The following is a 14,753-nucleotide window of genomic DNA, read 5'->3' as shown; positions in this document are numbered from 1 at the left end:
GAGTTGAAGCCGTTGAACATCGCGTTCAACGGCCTTTTTTCGTGTGTAGGAAGCTGAGGCGCGGGGGTGGAGGAGTTTTTTCGGTCTAGTTGAATGGTTTTTCGGTCTAATTCTGCATAATTCGGTCTAAGTCTGCATTATTCGGTCTAAGTGCTAAGTTATTCGGTCTAACTACTATATAATTCGGTCTAACCCAGTTAGCTCATCTGAATCCGATGTTAGGCGATCATCGACCGAACTCCATCATTTATGATTCAGAAGAGTCTCTAGCTCATAGGTTCTCCCTTTTGTCACTCCAGATTGTTTCAGATCCAATGAGACTAATAATTTTTTTGCAATGGTTGCGGAGGAAATCTGAAGGAAATCTCTTAATTGTTGATTGGAGATAGTAGGACCAATGAGAAGAAAATAATCTTGCAGCGAGGATACATGCGCGTCTTTCGAGGAAGATTCACAATATGGGCAATACCAGGATCCTCTTTTTCTGACGAGTGGACGCCGCATACACGTTGGGCAAATAACACCACGAAGGAGCTCTGATTTATCGATTTGGAATTGGTGCAGAAGATCAGGATTAGAAGGGGTGTGCTGTTTTTGGATGAGGGTCGCGAGTCTTTTTAATGGTTTCATGGGGAGGATCTCTTTTGTGTGAAATCGTTTGAGATGTTCGATTGTCAGCGGAATCATGGGAGGGCGAATCACTTTTTCAAAAGCTTCCTTGTGATTAGGTGATGATTTGATGATTGTTGAAGGATGACTAATGACAATGAAGGATTCGATTGGGGGTAGCGGCAGATTTTTTCGTTGCGCGAGCCATGTTTCCAGCTGCATGTGCTGTCGTTTTATTTGTAGTAAAGGATCTAAAAATCCCTCTTCCTTGCCATCCAATATACGAATGAGCTGTTGAAATGCTTGATCAAAGTATAATGTGCCTGCGATATTTTTCACTTCAAGGATGACGAGGAAGCGAGTAGATAAAATGAGTGTATCGAGCTGAAAGTAACTGTTTTCATCGTAAGGGAATCTGATATCGTGGAGGATGAGGAATTCGTTTGAGGGAAGAAATGAGAGATAATAATCAAGGGACTGCTCTCCTCTGAAACCAGCGATGCTTTTGGCTAATGCTTCTTTTATCATCTCATATTTTGGGTGATGAGATGGCAGTCTGCGGAGTAATGCTTCAAGTTTTTGTATTTTTAGTGGTCGTTTTCGTTCTTTTGTTATCAATCGATCACTCCTCTATCTATTATTTTAAAACCATTCGACTTGAAATGTATGAATTCCTCCTTATTGTGTATGAAAATTGAGTTTTGAGTGTCGTTTATTAGCAGCATAAAGCATTTGGGCGCTCTTTTCGGTCTAACTGCCGCTTAATTCGGTCTAACTCTGCATTATTCAGTCTAACTGCTACTTAATTCGGTCTAACTCCGCATCATTCGGTCGATCTGCTGCTCAATTCAGTCTAACTGCCGCATCATTCAGTCTAACTGCTACTTAATTCGGTCTAACTCCGCATCATTCGGTCGATCTGCTACTCAATTCGGTCTAACTCCGCATTATTCAGTCTAACTGCTACTTAATTCGGTCTAACTCCGCTTAATTCAGTCTAACAACCGCATTTATCGACTAATCGACAAATTTCGCCACACGTCGCTCTCTCCACAAAAAAGCTACCTCGTCATTATAAGGTAGCTTCTTCTTGCCAGATTACTTGCTAGGAAACAGCTTTTGTAAATCTTTCACGAACTCGGGATGGATGTCCAGCCCCGGGCGTATGTTTGCAACCATTTGCGTCGCTTGCTCAAGCGAGTCAGCAGCATCAAGAGCTAGTAATGCTCCGATTGCCACGCTACCTGCGCGGCTTTGTCCGCCTTTTCAGTGGAGGACGACTCGTTTTCCTTCTTGATACGCATTGACGACATGACCAATCGCCTCAGATAGAAGCTGCGATTGGTTTGGTTCTCCATTCACTAAAGGAACATGGACCCGATCAACCTGGTCACCGACAACGCCTTCACTTGCTTCTGCACGCAGATCTACGACAAGCTTCACGTCTTCTTTGGTGACGACAGTTGGAACGGCAAGCTCGCCACAAATGAACATCCCTGCTAGAAATGATTGATAATCAGTATTCATTTAATAGACTCCTTTCATAAATATAACATTTTCATAATTATACCAAATCCTTCAACGTTTCCTCTAGATTTGTATATTGAAAGGTGAACCCGTGATCCTGCAGGCGTCTTGGTATGCAATTTCGTCCTGTTAAAGCTAAGCTCGGCTCCGTTTTCATGACGGCATATGCGCCTAACCAGACAAATGGCGTTGGCGCTGGAGGCGCCCAGCCTTTGCCGAGTACCTTTCTTAACGTACTCATAAATTCCTTATTCGTGACGGGATTGACCCCCGTTGCATGATAGATTCCTTCAAATCGATTATCTTCAATTGATTGAAGGAACATTTCATTTAAATCATCGATATGTAGCCAACTAATATATTGTTTCCCTGACCCGACCGTCCCACCAAGGTTCAGCCGAGTTAATTTGACAAGGGGTTCAAGGGCACCTCCGTCTTTGCCTAATGCAAAGCCGATTCGAAGTAACACTTGCCGCGTTTTTGCGAATGACACCTTAAAAAAGGCCTCTTCCCACTGTTCACATACATCAACAGAGAATCCACTTCCATGAGGGGAGCTTTCATCGCACACTTCTCGTGTATCACCAAATATCGCTAGAGAGCCTGCTTGGACAAAGGCTTGAGGTGGATTTATACAAGTTCGGATTGCCTCTTGTAAAACACGTACAGAGTCTAGCCTTGATGAGACGATTTCTTCGCGATTTGATTTTGTATAGATGCAGTTGACACTTTTCCCTGTAAAATTAACAACGGCATAGCTGTCTTCTATTTCAGCTGCCCATTCGCCTAGCTTGCTCCCGTCCCATTGTACATATGTGACACCATCACTTGATCCTGATTTTCCTCTCGTCAAAATGACTACCTGATAGCCTTTATTCGTTAGAAATGTAGCTAATGATTTCCCTAAAAAACCCGAGCCGCCCGCAAGGACAATTTTTTTGCTCATCGAATCAAGCCTTTCTTTCTAAAGTGTGGTCTAGAAGTTTTATGACCTTAGCATATCATCCTTTTGCGTCAATAGGTACTAGATGGTCGCTTTTAGTAAGACAAAACAAACCCAACTCTTTTTGCGTGTTTGTTTATTAAAACTCACCTTTTGATTGTAACTCTACTATTGCATGTTTCAGACTACTTTTAATCGTGACCCCTTTAAAATTAAGACCTAGCTTCACAATTGATTGCGCGATTTCAGGACGTACTCCTGTTAAAATGGTTTGTACCCCAATCAATTTTAGTGAACTAACGACCTGAAAAATTTCATTGGCAACCATCGTATCAACAATTGGGACACCAGATAAATCAATGATCAAAATCGAATTACCTAATTCTACACAATTGTATAATGCGTTTTCTTTTAGTAATCTTGCTCGGTTCGTATCAAGCTCTCCTATTAGGGGAAGAATCGCCACGGAATCTGATAGACCAACAACTGGAACCGAATATTCAAAAACCGCTTTTTGTGCTAAATCAACTGTATTACGATGATATTCTACAAAAGAAGTGCTGAACACACTTCCAGCATGATCCACGAGCGAGTCGATAATAAAACCAATGTCAATTAACTCCTCATTCGACAAACTCACTTCATTTAGCTTTTCTAAAATAGCATTCCAAATCACAATTCGATAAGATGTCAGCGTCGTTAATGATTCATCCAATGAAATCTCTCTCTCAACAGCTGATTCACCAGTCGTTCTAGCCCATTCCGTCACTTGATCCCAAGTTACTTCTTTATTCTTTTCCTTAATCGCTTCCCCAATATAACTGAGAAATTGAGCTCTCCACTCATTTAATTGTTCAAGCTCTTGTTGCGATATGATGGTTTGAATAAATTCTTTATCTAAGTCCTCATTCATTTTCTGCGAAAGCTCATAACTTACTTCAATAATATAATCGCCTATAATAGTCTGTGATTCCAATGTCATAGCCTCCTTGTATCGATCTAAAAAAATAGTAAGTAATAATTGGCCCAACACACAAATAACACCGTTGAACATCAAAACAGTGTTACTGGGTAAACAATTATTTGTTCATTAAGTATGTAATAACGTGCTCCAAATGCCCTTTTATATAGGAATACTCAACCATTTAACGCATAAAACAGCTCCTCCTAGTCCATTTAATTATCGTTCCTTACCCGTTCTTACCCTCATTGAAACTCGTTTTTTAAAAAAATTTTCTAGAGGCTTAGTTCAGATAATAAACAAGCTCCAGTTGGATAATAAATGCCTTATTTCGCTAATAAAATGCTTTTTCCTCTAACAAATCACCACAAGCACGAAAAAAGCTGTTGAAATCATGTTTTCAACAGCTTTTTGACATCTTATATACGTTCGATTCGGTACAATCCGTAGCCTGGTAATGATTCGACTGGATTTGGGTCAGGGATCAAGCCTTGTGAAGGGCTAGAAAAGGCGATGTCCGCAAGCCTGCGAGTCAGTCCTGCGACATTCATTGATTCCATTTCTTCTATACTATAAAATCCAGCGCCATCAACCTCGACGTTATCTGGCTTGGGCTCTCCCTCGACGTAATCCATTAAAAAGACAAGGTATACGTTATGGACGTTTCGCGGCATGTCTCCAGCTGCGACAATTCCTCTCACTTTAGCAGTGACGCCTGTTTCCTCGAATACTTCGCGAACAATACTTTTTTCGATTGGCTCATGCTGCTCGATATAGCCACCAGGATTCGTCCATAGCCCTTTGCCAGGCTCCTGCGAGCGGCGGACAAGGAGGATTTTATGATCCTTCATGATGAGCGCGCCGACACCGATACTATAATTCCCCCAAAAAACAAAGCTACAGCTAGGACAGGCCTTCCGATCCTCTCCACCCATATTGCGAATTTCTAAATGAGTCCCACAAGACAAACAATATTGAGCTTCCATTCTGTATCTCCTTTACTTTCCACCTGAAAAGATAATAGTAAACGTTTCAACCTCTTACTATTATCGCATAGGAGGACGAGATCTTCATCTTTCAAGCTCATGCCTTCTTTTTCTTCCCTTTTCGTTCAGCCACTTTATGATATTGGTCAATTAATTGATTTAATCGTCTTAAATGGAAGGTGTATTCTACAATCGAAGAAACAATGATCATCATCCGTAGTCTTTGGTCTTCATTCTCACTATAGATCTCAAGATTTCGCTTGAAAAATGCCTCGCTGTTCTTTAACACGTCGAATTCACTATAATAGTCGTTCTCTTTTACTTTTCCCTCATACTTCAAAAATAAGTATTCATGGTATTTAACTAAGTCTTCAAGATATTCGTCAAACCATTTATTCTCAAGATCATTGGTCTGACTTTGAAAATAATGTTCATCAATGTTTTCTAACAGCTGCTCTCCTTGCTGCAGGGTCTTGAGAATTTGTTTAAAGACAACAATTTCCCGAACATCTAGTGGATTGAGCTTCGACATCTTCCCTCTTTCTTCGTCGAATATTTTATACTGATCCTCTAGCTTTTGAATGTCTGTATTTAATTTATTGACGTGTGCTTGAAATGATTTTTCAGTCATCTCATTTGAAATCGCCGTTCTCATTAAGAGAGACATATTTTGAAAGACAGCATGCACTTTTTCAAGATACGTTTTTTTATATTTAGGTGGGAGAATAACGAGATTCACAACCATAGCAGAGCCTATCCCGACCAAAATAATTAAAAAGCGATTCAGCGTAAAAAGAATTTCTTCATTACCTGGTGCACTCATGATCGCAAGCACAGTGACAAGCGTAAGCGGGATTGTGCTTTCCATTTTCATTTTTAGATTAAGCGCAATCACAAGTATCATAACAAGACCAATGGTGATCGGGTTATCTCCTAAAAAGTGAATCGCAAATAGTGCTATCGCTGCACCCATCGTATTGGCAATCATTTGGTCTAACAGTTGTTTCCATGTGCGGTAAATCGAAGGCTGTATGGCAAATACAGCAGCAACACCCGCAAATACAGCAGGCTCTAACCCAAGCATCGAGCATATATATAAAGCGAGCGTCACAGCAATTCCTGTTTTTAAAACGCGTGGACCTAACGTCATCGTTTTCCTCCATTATTTCAAATACAATCTAGCAAGAAGAGCGAAAACAGCCTTGACCAGCCGCGACAAGCATTAAAAAGGCTGCTACTTGTGTTGCAAGCTTTTAGGCAACCCATTGCAGACTGAAATGACCTCGAGCGGCTAGGCGCTTTAGCTAGACATCATCGAATGTTATGCTTTCTCATTTGAAAAAAAGACCATCACCAGCGATTTGGCAAAGGTCTCGCTAACATCTCTTTTTGTTAAGAATACTTTAGCATAAGAAAAACGAAATAGAAAATGTAATTTTTCGGCATGTTTGCTTAAAACAATGGTTGTCACTTTTCCGTTTTTTTAAAGAGTTAGGACTCAAATGTATGACGTTTTTCCCTTCTTTCTATGGAATAATTGTGAGACAATGAATGGACTGACTACAAACTTTCACATTTTTTTATGTAATTAAAGGTTTTTTTTGGTATTTAGAGAATATATTAGATTGGTTATCATTATTGCGTTAAGGGAGTGAACGGTTTGAGGAGCAAGTATTTAAAGAAGTATATTGCTTTTTTCATTGCATTAGCTTTTTTCGTTGGAAGTATTGTTCCAGCTACTGCAGAAGCAGTATTGTCAAATGAGGTGCATTATGTGGCATTAGGCGATTCCTTAGCTGCTGGTCAAAGCCCCTATCAAGAAATTGATACAGGCTATACAGATTTGATTGCCTCTTATTTTGAGGAGCAACAGTTACTTGGAAGCTATACGAATCAATTTGCCGTTCCAGGCTATACTTCACAAAACGTACTTGATGATCTACTAAACAACCGTGAAGTTGCTGGCACAAAAATACAAGATGCGATTCGTAATGCGACATTGATTACGATCACTGTCGGCGCAAATGACATTTTGCGCGAAGCTAATGTCAACTTTGAAACAGGTACAATTACAGTTGACCAAAAGAAGGTTGTACAGACTCTAGCAAAGCAAAAAGAAAATCTATCACGCTTATTTCAAACGATTAAAAGACTTAATCCTGATGCAGCCGTTTATATATCAGGCTATTATCAAGCGTTCCCGTACCTTGCTAAAGAGCAACTTGCAGAGCTAGATTCCATATTTCAAGCACTAAATGGAACGATTCAGCTAACAGCAACTGAAAACAATGTCCATTTCGTTCCGCTAGAAGGTATTTTTGATTATGATGTGACTACTTATTTGCCTAATCAAACGGACATACATCCTTCAATTGAGGGATATGAACAGATTGCGAATGCTTTTATTACGTCGTTTCAAACAAAACCAATGATTACATTTGAAGACGTCCCTGAGAGCTACTGGGCTTATTCAGACATTTCACTGCTCGTCAACCAACAGATTCTTAACGGTATTTCAGATACGCATTTTGGCATACACATGCCGATTACAAGAGCGGAAACAGCTGAAGCTTTGTTAAAGTTAATCCCGTTCGATCAATCAATACCTGAAGATCCTGGTTTCGCCGATGTTAGTGAGTCAGATGATGCATATTATGCGATTGCTAAGCTCACGCAGGCTGGTGTCTTTAATCAAGCAGAGAGGTTCTATCCTGATGCCCCGTTAACTAGAGCACAGATGGCAAAAGTATTAACCGTTACGTTTAACTTACAGGAGGATGACGAGGCATCCGCGACTTTTAATGACGTGTCTGCTTCTCATTGGGCACATCCATATGTTGATGCTCTTGTTTCTTCCAATATCACAACAGGATATCCAGATCACACCTTTAGACCAGATACAGAAACAACGAGATCACAATTTGCTGCTTTTCTTGTCCGTTCTTATTATCACCTCGGTCAACAGCGTTAAGAAAGAACCAGCTTAGGACTTGTGCCTAGGCTGGTTCTTTTAACTTTGGTGGAATCTATTGATTAACCGTAATATGAAGTTTATTCGTAGCTGCGTCCCAAGAAATTCCGCCAGAGAATGTTTCGGTCACAGCTCGTGCTGGCAGATACAAGCGACCCTCTTTAATAATAGGTGCTGCAGGTAAGGTAGTGCTTAGTTGATTGATCGTTGCTGTTTTTTCACCTGCAGTTACGATCATCGTTCTTCCTTGATGTGAAGCATGAACAGTTTGTGACTGAGAGTTATAGGTGAAGCTTACACCGAGCCATTCAAAAATATTGCGCATTGGTACCATTGCCACACCTTCTATCATAAACGCATCACCAGCAACGGCGTTACCGTTTAACGTTACATTAATCGGTCTCGTTGTTGGGCCCGGGTCTGGCTTTTTAGGTGATGTTAACGAAACAGTGCGACTTGCTTTATTCCATTGGACTGTTGCCCCGAGAGCTTCACTGACAAAACGTGTTGGGACAAATGTATGGTTGTTTTCGATAGACGGTGCCACATCAAGCAAATACGTCTGCCCGTTTATTTTTGCTCGTTTTGAGCCGATGGTTAATTGAATGTTTTTCCCGTCCTTTGAAGCGGTCACAGTTTTTGTTTGGGCATTCCACCTGACTGATGCACCAAGCGCATTAAAAATCGAGCGCATTGGAACAAGAACACGATTATCACGCATAAATGGATCTGCGCTCACATGAATAGCCTTGCCATCTACTTGTACTTTAATAGGAGGAAGTAGGTTATAGCCATTTGCTGTAGCCACTTGCTCAAATGTCCTCGATGAACGAACAATGACGACATCTGTTTGGAGCTTAACTCGATCAAAGAGCCAACGAATATCGCTATTATGCATTCTGACACAGCCAGCACTCACATAATTTCCGATAGAAGCCGAATTGTTATTCCCATGAATTGCATACGTTGTTCCATACGTTCCACGTGCATCTAAGCCGAGCCAGCGATCTCCAAGCGGATTTCTTGGATCTCCACCAGGAATACCATCCTTGTAATAAGGACGGTTTTTAATTTTATTCACAATCGGAAAGCGCCCCTCTGGTGTCAAATCCGTGGTTCTACCTGTTCCTACAGGAAAGGCGCGAATAAGCTCCCCATTTTCAAAGAATGCTAGTTCATTCGTCGACTTATTAATAATGATTAGCTGCCCTGTTGAGGCAGCCTCTGTCATTTTCGGCACAAATATCGCCATGACCCCAAGCATGAGCATAAAAGCAAATATCCATTTTTTCATCATTTTCCCCATCTTTCTTATCTCTCTCTTTTTTCTCTCTATTAATCTATTAAGCTTCTAGTAAATATATGACTACTATTTTTCTGTTAAAACGTTAGTTAGTTACCAAGAAAAAGAATAAGGCTTTCTCATCCTAGGTTGCGCGCATAGGCTCATCAACGTTTTCTATTCACCTACTTCCAAGGTTTGTAAAAATTAATCGTGTAGTATGGCTTATCACCGCGGAAAGCGACGCCTGCTCCAGCCCGCTCAAATGTGGGCGCAAGAATATTGCGACGATGCCCATCAGAATTCATCAGCGCCTGATGAGCAAAGATTGGATGAAACTGCCCCATCGCTAGGTTTTCTCCTGCAGATTGAAACACAATCCCGTCACGATCAAAACGATCAAACGGAGACAATCCTTCTAAGTTTGTATGGCTAAAGTACTCATTTACTGCCATGTCATCACTATGTTTTCTAGCTGTTATCGCTATTTTATCGTCCCAGACAAGTGCTCCCTTTCCTTCTTTTAAACGTGTTGCTTGTATTAAATGAAACATATGCTCTTCATATGAAGCGCGGAGCTCCTCAGTCGCTTTTCCAAAGTAGCTTAGCTGAGCCATTTCCACGTCTTTTGCAATAATTTGAATCGCTGTTACATGATTGTTACGTAATATATCATAAAATAATGTGAAATAAAACCCATTTCCTTCAAAAATATTCCATTCTCTGTTTCCATTATAGCGAAAAACTTGTTCTTTCTTTGCAATCGTATGAACTGGTGGCATACTTGCTTGTGCGAGAATATCCTCTCGTGTTAACGATGCATGGAATGGAAGGTGACGAACAAGTGAATGACTATTTGTGTAGAATGCAACAACCTTCTTATCCTCAATCCCAATATGAATATGACCATCACCTACTTGATAGATAAGCCATTCAAAGGAATAGGCACTCCCAACTGTCGCCATTGGTTCTCCAAGTCTAGTTATTACTTGATCAACAGAGTCACCGATCCAAAGAGAAGCAATAGAAGGTGACTGAGACATCGTATTCTCAAGTGTACTTTCTGGTGCATCAGCCACAACCCTAATTAATTTTGCTTCTGGGTCCCAATTAACAGCAGCGCCAAGTGCTTCTGAAACAAAACGAAGTGGAACATAAGTTGTTTGTGATTCAATAAAAGAAGGAGTCGATAAGGTAAACAGCTTCCCATCTATGTATGCATGGTGCCTTCCAACGGGAATCTCGACTTTGTGACCATCTTTTACAACGCTAACTGATTTTGATGCAGAATCCCATTTCACACCTGCCCCTAGTGCTTGAAAGACAGGTCTCATCGGAATATAGGTGGTGCCTTGCTTCACTTGCACATCCTTTTTCATCTGAAGTAGTTGCTGATCGACGTAAACCCGTACGTTCTCATTTGAAGCATCAGCTTTCCCTCCTACACTAATGACGATAAACATGAGCAAAACCATTGCGATATACCGAGTCATCTCTATCCCTCCTACACTCTTCTATTTAATGTAATAAGAAGCGAAATTATTTTTTCTACATTTTTACAGTTATTTAATTCTGCACAAATATGTTAAAAACCTACTTAAGAATCAATTCCCTTTTTATTCGAGAAAGAAACTAGAAATCCAACATTATTCGTCACTATTTCACACTCATCCCATAATTTGTGATTGACTTCTATTAGGAGAACCTATTAATCTACAAGTAGTCTCATTTTTTTACAGAATTTGATAAGGACGTGACCTTTTATGGTATCACCTAGACAACGCTTCTCACTTATCTTGCTGTTTACTCTACTCATTTTTATGCTTCTACCATCCACGTTTGCAAAAGCATCTATTGTGAATCCAAAACAAGTTTATTCTTATCAACAAATGGAGCGAGATATCAAGACGCTTGCTGATACATACCCTGGTTTAATCGAGTATCACATCATTGGTGAAAGTGAATTTGGACGACCAATCTATGCCGTTTCTCTCGGAAATGGTCTCTCTACTTCCTATATAAATAGCTCAAACCACGCCCGTGAATGGATCACGACTAATTTAACGATGTACATGATTGATCAATATGCAAAAGCTTACAGTGAGCGTAGATCAATCGGCGGATACGATGTAAGGTCATTGCTTGATAAGCACCAAATGTGGTTCGTTCCAATGATCAATCCCGATGGCGTTATGCTCCAGCAGCAGGGCTTACCTTCTGTACCATCTGGAGAGCATGCCTCAGTCGTATTCATGAACAATAACAGCTTTAATTTCAAAAGATGGAAAGCGAACGGAAAAGGAATTGACTTAAACCGTCAATTTAACGCAAATTGGGCTAACTTAGCCAACAGTCCAGGTAAACCAAGCTTTGCCAATTACAAAGGGAAGGCACCGCATTCTGCAAAAGAAGTCAAAGCAGTGCTTGAGCTAACAGAAAAGATCAAGCCTGAAATGGCCGTTTCCTACCATAGCAGCGGCCAAATTCTTTTTTGGAACTTTCATCAACAAGGAGCTCAACTAACCCGAGATCGTGCTCATGCTCGTGCGATAGGACAAATGACTGGCTACAGCCTAATGGGACGCCCATCTTCAACGGGAGGTGGCGGTTATACGGATTGGTTTATCCAGGAATATAAGAAGCCCGCTTTCACACCAGAGCTAGGCACGTTTGTCGGGGCAACGAATGTTCCACTTTCACAGTTTGATCGCATTTGGAATCAAAATCGACTTGTTGGCCTCTACATTGCCCGTGAAAGTCACAAAATGTTTGAAAGCCGCCTCCTTAACACGTATGCACCTGTTTCCATTGAAATAAATGGTGAACGTATTCCACAAGCGGGAGGATCTTTCAGTGTGCACGGTCGAACTGTCGTGCCACTGCGCAGTATTTTTGAAAAACTCGGGGCGCAAGTTAAATGGGATGCAGCTAACCGTGAAGTCGTTATCGCATCAGCAGGTACAAATGTACGGCTACCTGTTCACCGCCCATATGCGTATGTAAATGACGAAAAAACGGCTCTAGATGTCCCTGCTCTATTAGTAGATAACCGGACATATGTCCCTGTTCGCTTCATTGTTGAAGCACTCGGGGCGCAAGTTGAATGGGTTGCAAGTGAACGTACAGTAAAGATTACTTATGTCCCTGAGACAGTTCAAGTCCAAGCAATGGTAGTAGAAGAAAGTCAGCCTATTGAACAAGAAAATGAACCTGCCCGTCAACCAATAAACGAAATAGTAGTAGAAAATCGTGTGGAAAAAGAAGGTTCATTCTCGAATCAAGGCGAACCTTTTGATGTTGAAGAAGAGAAATCTCTTGATGCTAGTTTGGAGATTGACATAGTTGAAGAAAATGATTCTCCAAGTGATCATCTTGAGACTGATAGTGAAGGAAAAGCTTTTGAAGAAAATCATGCCGAAATAGAGTAAACGGCATCGATCAAACAGCGCTAAGACTTTGGCGCTGTTTTTCCAGGAGGGAGATTTTTTCATGTTTAGGTGTAAACAAGTATTCATGCTTGCACTCATATCACTTCTTATTTTAGTACCTTTTAGATCAAGTACAGCAGAAGCAGCAATTCCTAGTACCCCTAGCCAAATCCAAGCCTATGAAGACTCCTATTTTTATTCTTATAACGGAATCGAGTCAATAGGTAGTAGTCCTCTCATTACATACAAGCAACAGTCCTATCTCACAATTGACGATGCTGCATCCATACTCGGCCTTAGCATCGATAAGAGTTCAGGTGACATTCGTTTCTCTGGTTCACCGACTCTCAATACGCAACAAGTAGTAGCAGGCTTCCTACCAAAGGATCCGACAAAAGCAAGTGACCAGTTTCGCATTAATCCTGCTATCGGTGCCCAAGGAGCTGTCGTTCTAGAAGATGATAACCCAACACCGATTTTTTCTAAAAACCAAAATCAGCACTTGTTTCCTTCTAGCACACAAAAAATCATGACGGCTCTGCTAGCGATTGAGAACGGTAACTTAAGTGATATGGTCACTGTTGGCCCTGGTGCAGCGACTGTACCATTTGACAGCTCAAAAGCAGGCGTGCTTCCTGGTGACCGTATGACACTGGAGCAGCTGCTCTATGCCTTAATGCTGCCATCAGGTAATGATGCTGCGGTTGCCATTGCCGAGCACATTGCTGGATCTCATCAAGCGTTTGTGAAGATGATGAACGTGCGTGCACGCGAGCTCGGTGCAACTCGTACTCATTTTGAGAATGCACATGGCTACCATCACCCAAGGCAGGTGACAACTCCAGCCGACCTAGCTTTGATTGCAAAAGAAGCGGCGAAGCATCCTATTTTCAAGAAAGTTGCAGGTGCTCCCTCTTACTTTGCAAGCTTTAACGACAGAAATGGACGCCAAAAGTCAAAGATGTGGAGAAATACGAATGCACTTGTTCGACCAGACAGTACCTACTTCACTTCATCTGTTTCAGCTGGAAAAACAGGCTATACGAGTGCATCACGCCACAATCTCGTCAGCTTTGCCAGCTCAAATGGTCATGATTACGTTGTTGTCTTATTACGTGGAGAACGCAATCAACGTTATATTGATACAAGAAATCTCTTACATGCTGCCTATTCAAAACGTGCACAAATAAACAGAGATGATAAAACACGGATGAACGTCTCACCTTTTAATGGACGACTGTTCGTCAATGATCGTGACATGACCGAGCAAGTTGAGCTCTTCACTCGTAACGGACAAGAATATGTATCAATTGATTTCCTATCAGTCGTTTCACCAGCCATTTCTTCGGTAAAAGCTAGTACCAATCAACAAATAAAAGCAGCACTTAACGGGGATCTCTTATCGTTTGATCAAGTAGAACCAACGATCCGAAACGGGCGCATGCTCGTACCTGTACGTTCCTTCTTCGAGAGAGCAGGACTGCACATGCACTGGGATGCAAGCACGAAAACAATCGAAGGACGCTCAGCAGACATGGTCATTAGAATGCAGCTGGATTCAAGACATGCTTCTGTGAATGGCCAAGCTGTGCTGTTAGATGTTCCTGCGACCGTAGAAAGTGGACGAACGCTCGTACCACTCAGGTTTATTTCCGAAGTAACGGGATCACAGGTAGATTGGGGTCGGGGAAAGACTCTATTTATCTATTAGAAAGTTAAATCGTTCGTATTAGTCGATTCCTCTCTATGCGGAATCGACTTTTTTAATTTATCGTTCTAAGCGAGGGTTTTCTGGTCTAACTCATACTCAGACTTTTATCAACCGAAGTCAGTACTTTATCGATAAAAGCTCATTTTTCAATATTTTCCGCTAATATCACTAGACAACTCCCGACTCGCTCCGTCTCTCATCTCTACTCAACATTCGTCTATTATGATCCAATGTTACAGTTCTACTAAATGGAAGAAAAATCAACATTTTCACAGTATTTTCTATATATCACCCTAATTTTATGTGTTATGATGGGAGTGTTGACAAAATGTATC

At 41.2% G+C, this 14,753-nt stretch carries 11 protein-coding genes; 3 read left to right on the top strand and 8 right to left on the bottom strand.

The window, feature by feature from the left end:
• Window positions 1-243: 243 nt before the first annotated feature.
• From IQ10_RS01295 to IQ10_RS01270, 6 genes are all read right to left on the bottom strand, one after another.
• Entirely contained in the window at window positions 244-1,227 is a 984-nt protein-coding gene (locus tag IQ10_RS01295) for a nuclease-related domain-containing protein (protein ID WP_144448673.1), read from the bottom strand.
• 648 nt (window positions 1,228-1,875) lie between these two features.
• Window positions 1,876-2,136 (bottom strand): hypothetical protein, encoded by a 261-nt coding sequence (locus IQ10_RS01290; protein WP_144448672.1) that lies wholly within the window; start codon window positions 2,134-2,136, stop codon window positions 1,876-1,878.
• A gap of 37 nt (window positions 2,137-2,173) precedes the next feature.
• Complete coding sequence (locus IQ10_RS01285; RefSeq protein WP_144448671.1) at window positions 2,174-3,082, bottom strand: TIGR01777 family oxidoreductase; 909 nt, start codon at window positions 3,080-3,082, stop codon at window positions 2,174-2,176.
• Between the two features lie 136 nt (window positions 3,083-3,218).
• On the bottom strand, window positions 3,219-4,055 hold the full coding sequence (locus tag IQ10_RS01280) for an STAS domain-containing protein (protein ID WP_158639952.1): 837 nt from the start codon (window positions 4,053-4,055) through the stop codon (window positions 3,219-3,221).
• A gap of 404 nt (window positions 4,056-4,459) precedes the next feature.
• Window positions 4,460-5,026: an NUDIX domain-containing protein gene (locus IQ10_RS01275; protein ID WP_144448669.1), complete on the bottom strand. Its 567-nt coding sequence runs from the start codon at window positions 5,024-5,026 to the stop codon at window positions 4,460-4,462.
• 97 nt (window positions 5,027-5,123) lie between these two features.
• Window positions 5,124-6,176 carry an FUSC family protein gene (locus tag IQ10_RS01270; RefSeq protein ID WP_144448668.1) on the bottom strand — a complete coding sequence of 351 codons (1,053 nt, stop codon included), beginning with the start codon at window positions 6,174-6,176 and terminating at the stop codon, window positions 5,124-5,126.
• A gap of 510 nt (window positions 6,177-6,686) precedes the next feature.
• On the opposite strand from IQ10_RS01270, the gene IQ10_RS01265 reads away from it, so the two are divergent.
• On the top strand, window positions 6,687-7,997 hold the full coding sequence (locus tag IQ10_RS01265; RefSeq protein ID WP_144448667.1) for an S-layer homology domain-containing protein: 1,311 nt from the start codon (window positions 6,687-6,689) through the stop codon (window positions 7,995-7,997).
• Window positions 7,998-8,052: 55 nt separating this feature from the next.
• Here IQ10_RS01265 and IQ10_RS01260 read toward each other — a convergent pair whose 3' ends face one another.
• Together IQ10_RS01260 and IQ10_RS01255 are read right to left on the bottom strand one after the other, a co-directional pair.
• Window positions 8,053-9,291: a L,D-transpeptidase family protein gene (locus IQ10_RS01260; protein ID WP_144448666.1), complete on the bottom strand. Its 1,239-nt coding sequence runs from the start codon at window positions 9,289-9,291 to the stop codon at window positions 8,053-8,055.
• Window positions 9,292-9,464: 173 nt separating this feature from the next.
• Window positions 9,465-10,772: a stalk domain-containing protein gene (locus IQ10_RS01255; RefSeq protein ID WP_144448665.1), complete on the bottom strand. Its 1,308-nt coding sequence runs from the start codon at window positions 10,770-10,772 to the stop codon at window positions 9,465-9,467.
• A 270-nt stretch (window positions 10,773-11,042) separates the two neighbouring features.
• Between IQ10_RS01255 and IQ10_RS01250 the strand changes: the two genes are divergently transcribed.
• Complete coding sequence (locus tag IQ10_RS01250) at window positions 11,043-12,707, top strand: M14 family zinc carboxypeptidase (protein WP_144448664.1); 1,665 nt, start codon at window positions 11,043-11,045, stop codon at window positions 12,705-12,707.
• Window positions 12,708-12,768: 61 nt separating this feature from the next.
• Window positions 12,769-14,418 carry a stalk domain-containing protein gene (locus tag IQ10_RS01245; RefSeq protein WP_144448663.1) on the top strand — a complete coding sequence of 550 codons (1,650 nt, stop codon included), beginning with the start codon at window positions 12,769-12,771 and terminating at the stop codon, window positions 14,416-14,418.
• The last annotated feature ends 335 nt before the right edge of the window (window positions 14,419-14,753 follow it).

Origin of the sequence: Halalkalibacter nanhaiisediminis, assembly GCF_007830185.1 — a bacterium.
Taxonomy (GTDB): Bacteria; Bacillota; Bacilli; order Bacillales; family Bacillaceae_D; genus Halalkalibacter; species Halalkalibacter nanhaiisediminis.
The sequence above is the reverse complement of the archived record's forward strand: the minus strand, read 5'-3'. Positions and strand labels throughout refer to the sequence as shown.

What these genes read in the sequence shown, in the direction of transcription:
- IQ10_RS01285 (WP_144448671.1), bottom strand. Translation starts at nt 3,082, where the DNA reads ATGAGCAAAAAAATTGTCCTTGCGGGCGGCTCGGGTTTTTTAGGGAAA.
- IQ10_RS01290 (WP_144448672.1), bottom strand. Translation starts at nt 2,136, where the DNA reads ATGAATACTGATTATCAATCATTTCTAGCAGGGATGTTCATTTGTGGC.
- IQ10_RS01255 (WP_144448665.1), bottom strand. Translation starts at nt 10,772, where the DNA reads ATGACTCGGTATATCGCAATGGTTTTGCTCATGTTTATCGTCATTAGT.
- IQ10_RS01245 (WP_144448663.1), top strand. Translation starts at nt 12,769, where the DNA reads ATGTTTAGGTGTAAACAAGTATTCATGCTTGCACTCATATCACTTCTT.
- IQ10_RS01270 (WP_144448668.1), bottom strand. Translation starts at nt 6,176, where the DNA reads ATGACGTTAGGTCCACGCGTTTTAAAAACAGGAATTGCTGTGACGCTC.
- IQ10_RS01260 (WP_144448666.1), bottom strand. Translation starts at nt 9,291, where the DNA reads ATGAAAAAATGGATATTTGCTTTTATGCTCATGCTTGGGGTCATGGCG.
- IQ10_RS01250 (WP_144448664.1), top strand. Translation starts at nt 11,043, where the DNA reads ATGGTATCACCTAGACAACGCTTCTCACTTATCTTGCTGTTTACTCTA.
- IQ10_RS01275 (WP_144448669.1), bottom strand. Translation starts at nt 5,026, where the DNA reads ATGGAAGCTCAATATTGTTTGTCTTGTGGGACTCATTTAGAAATTCGC.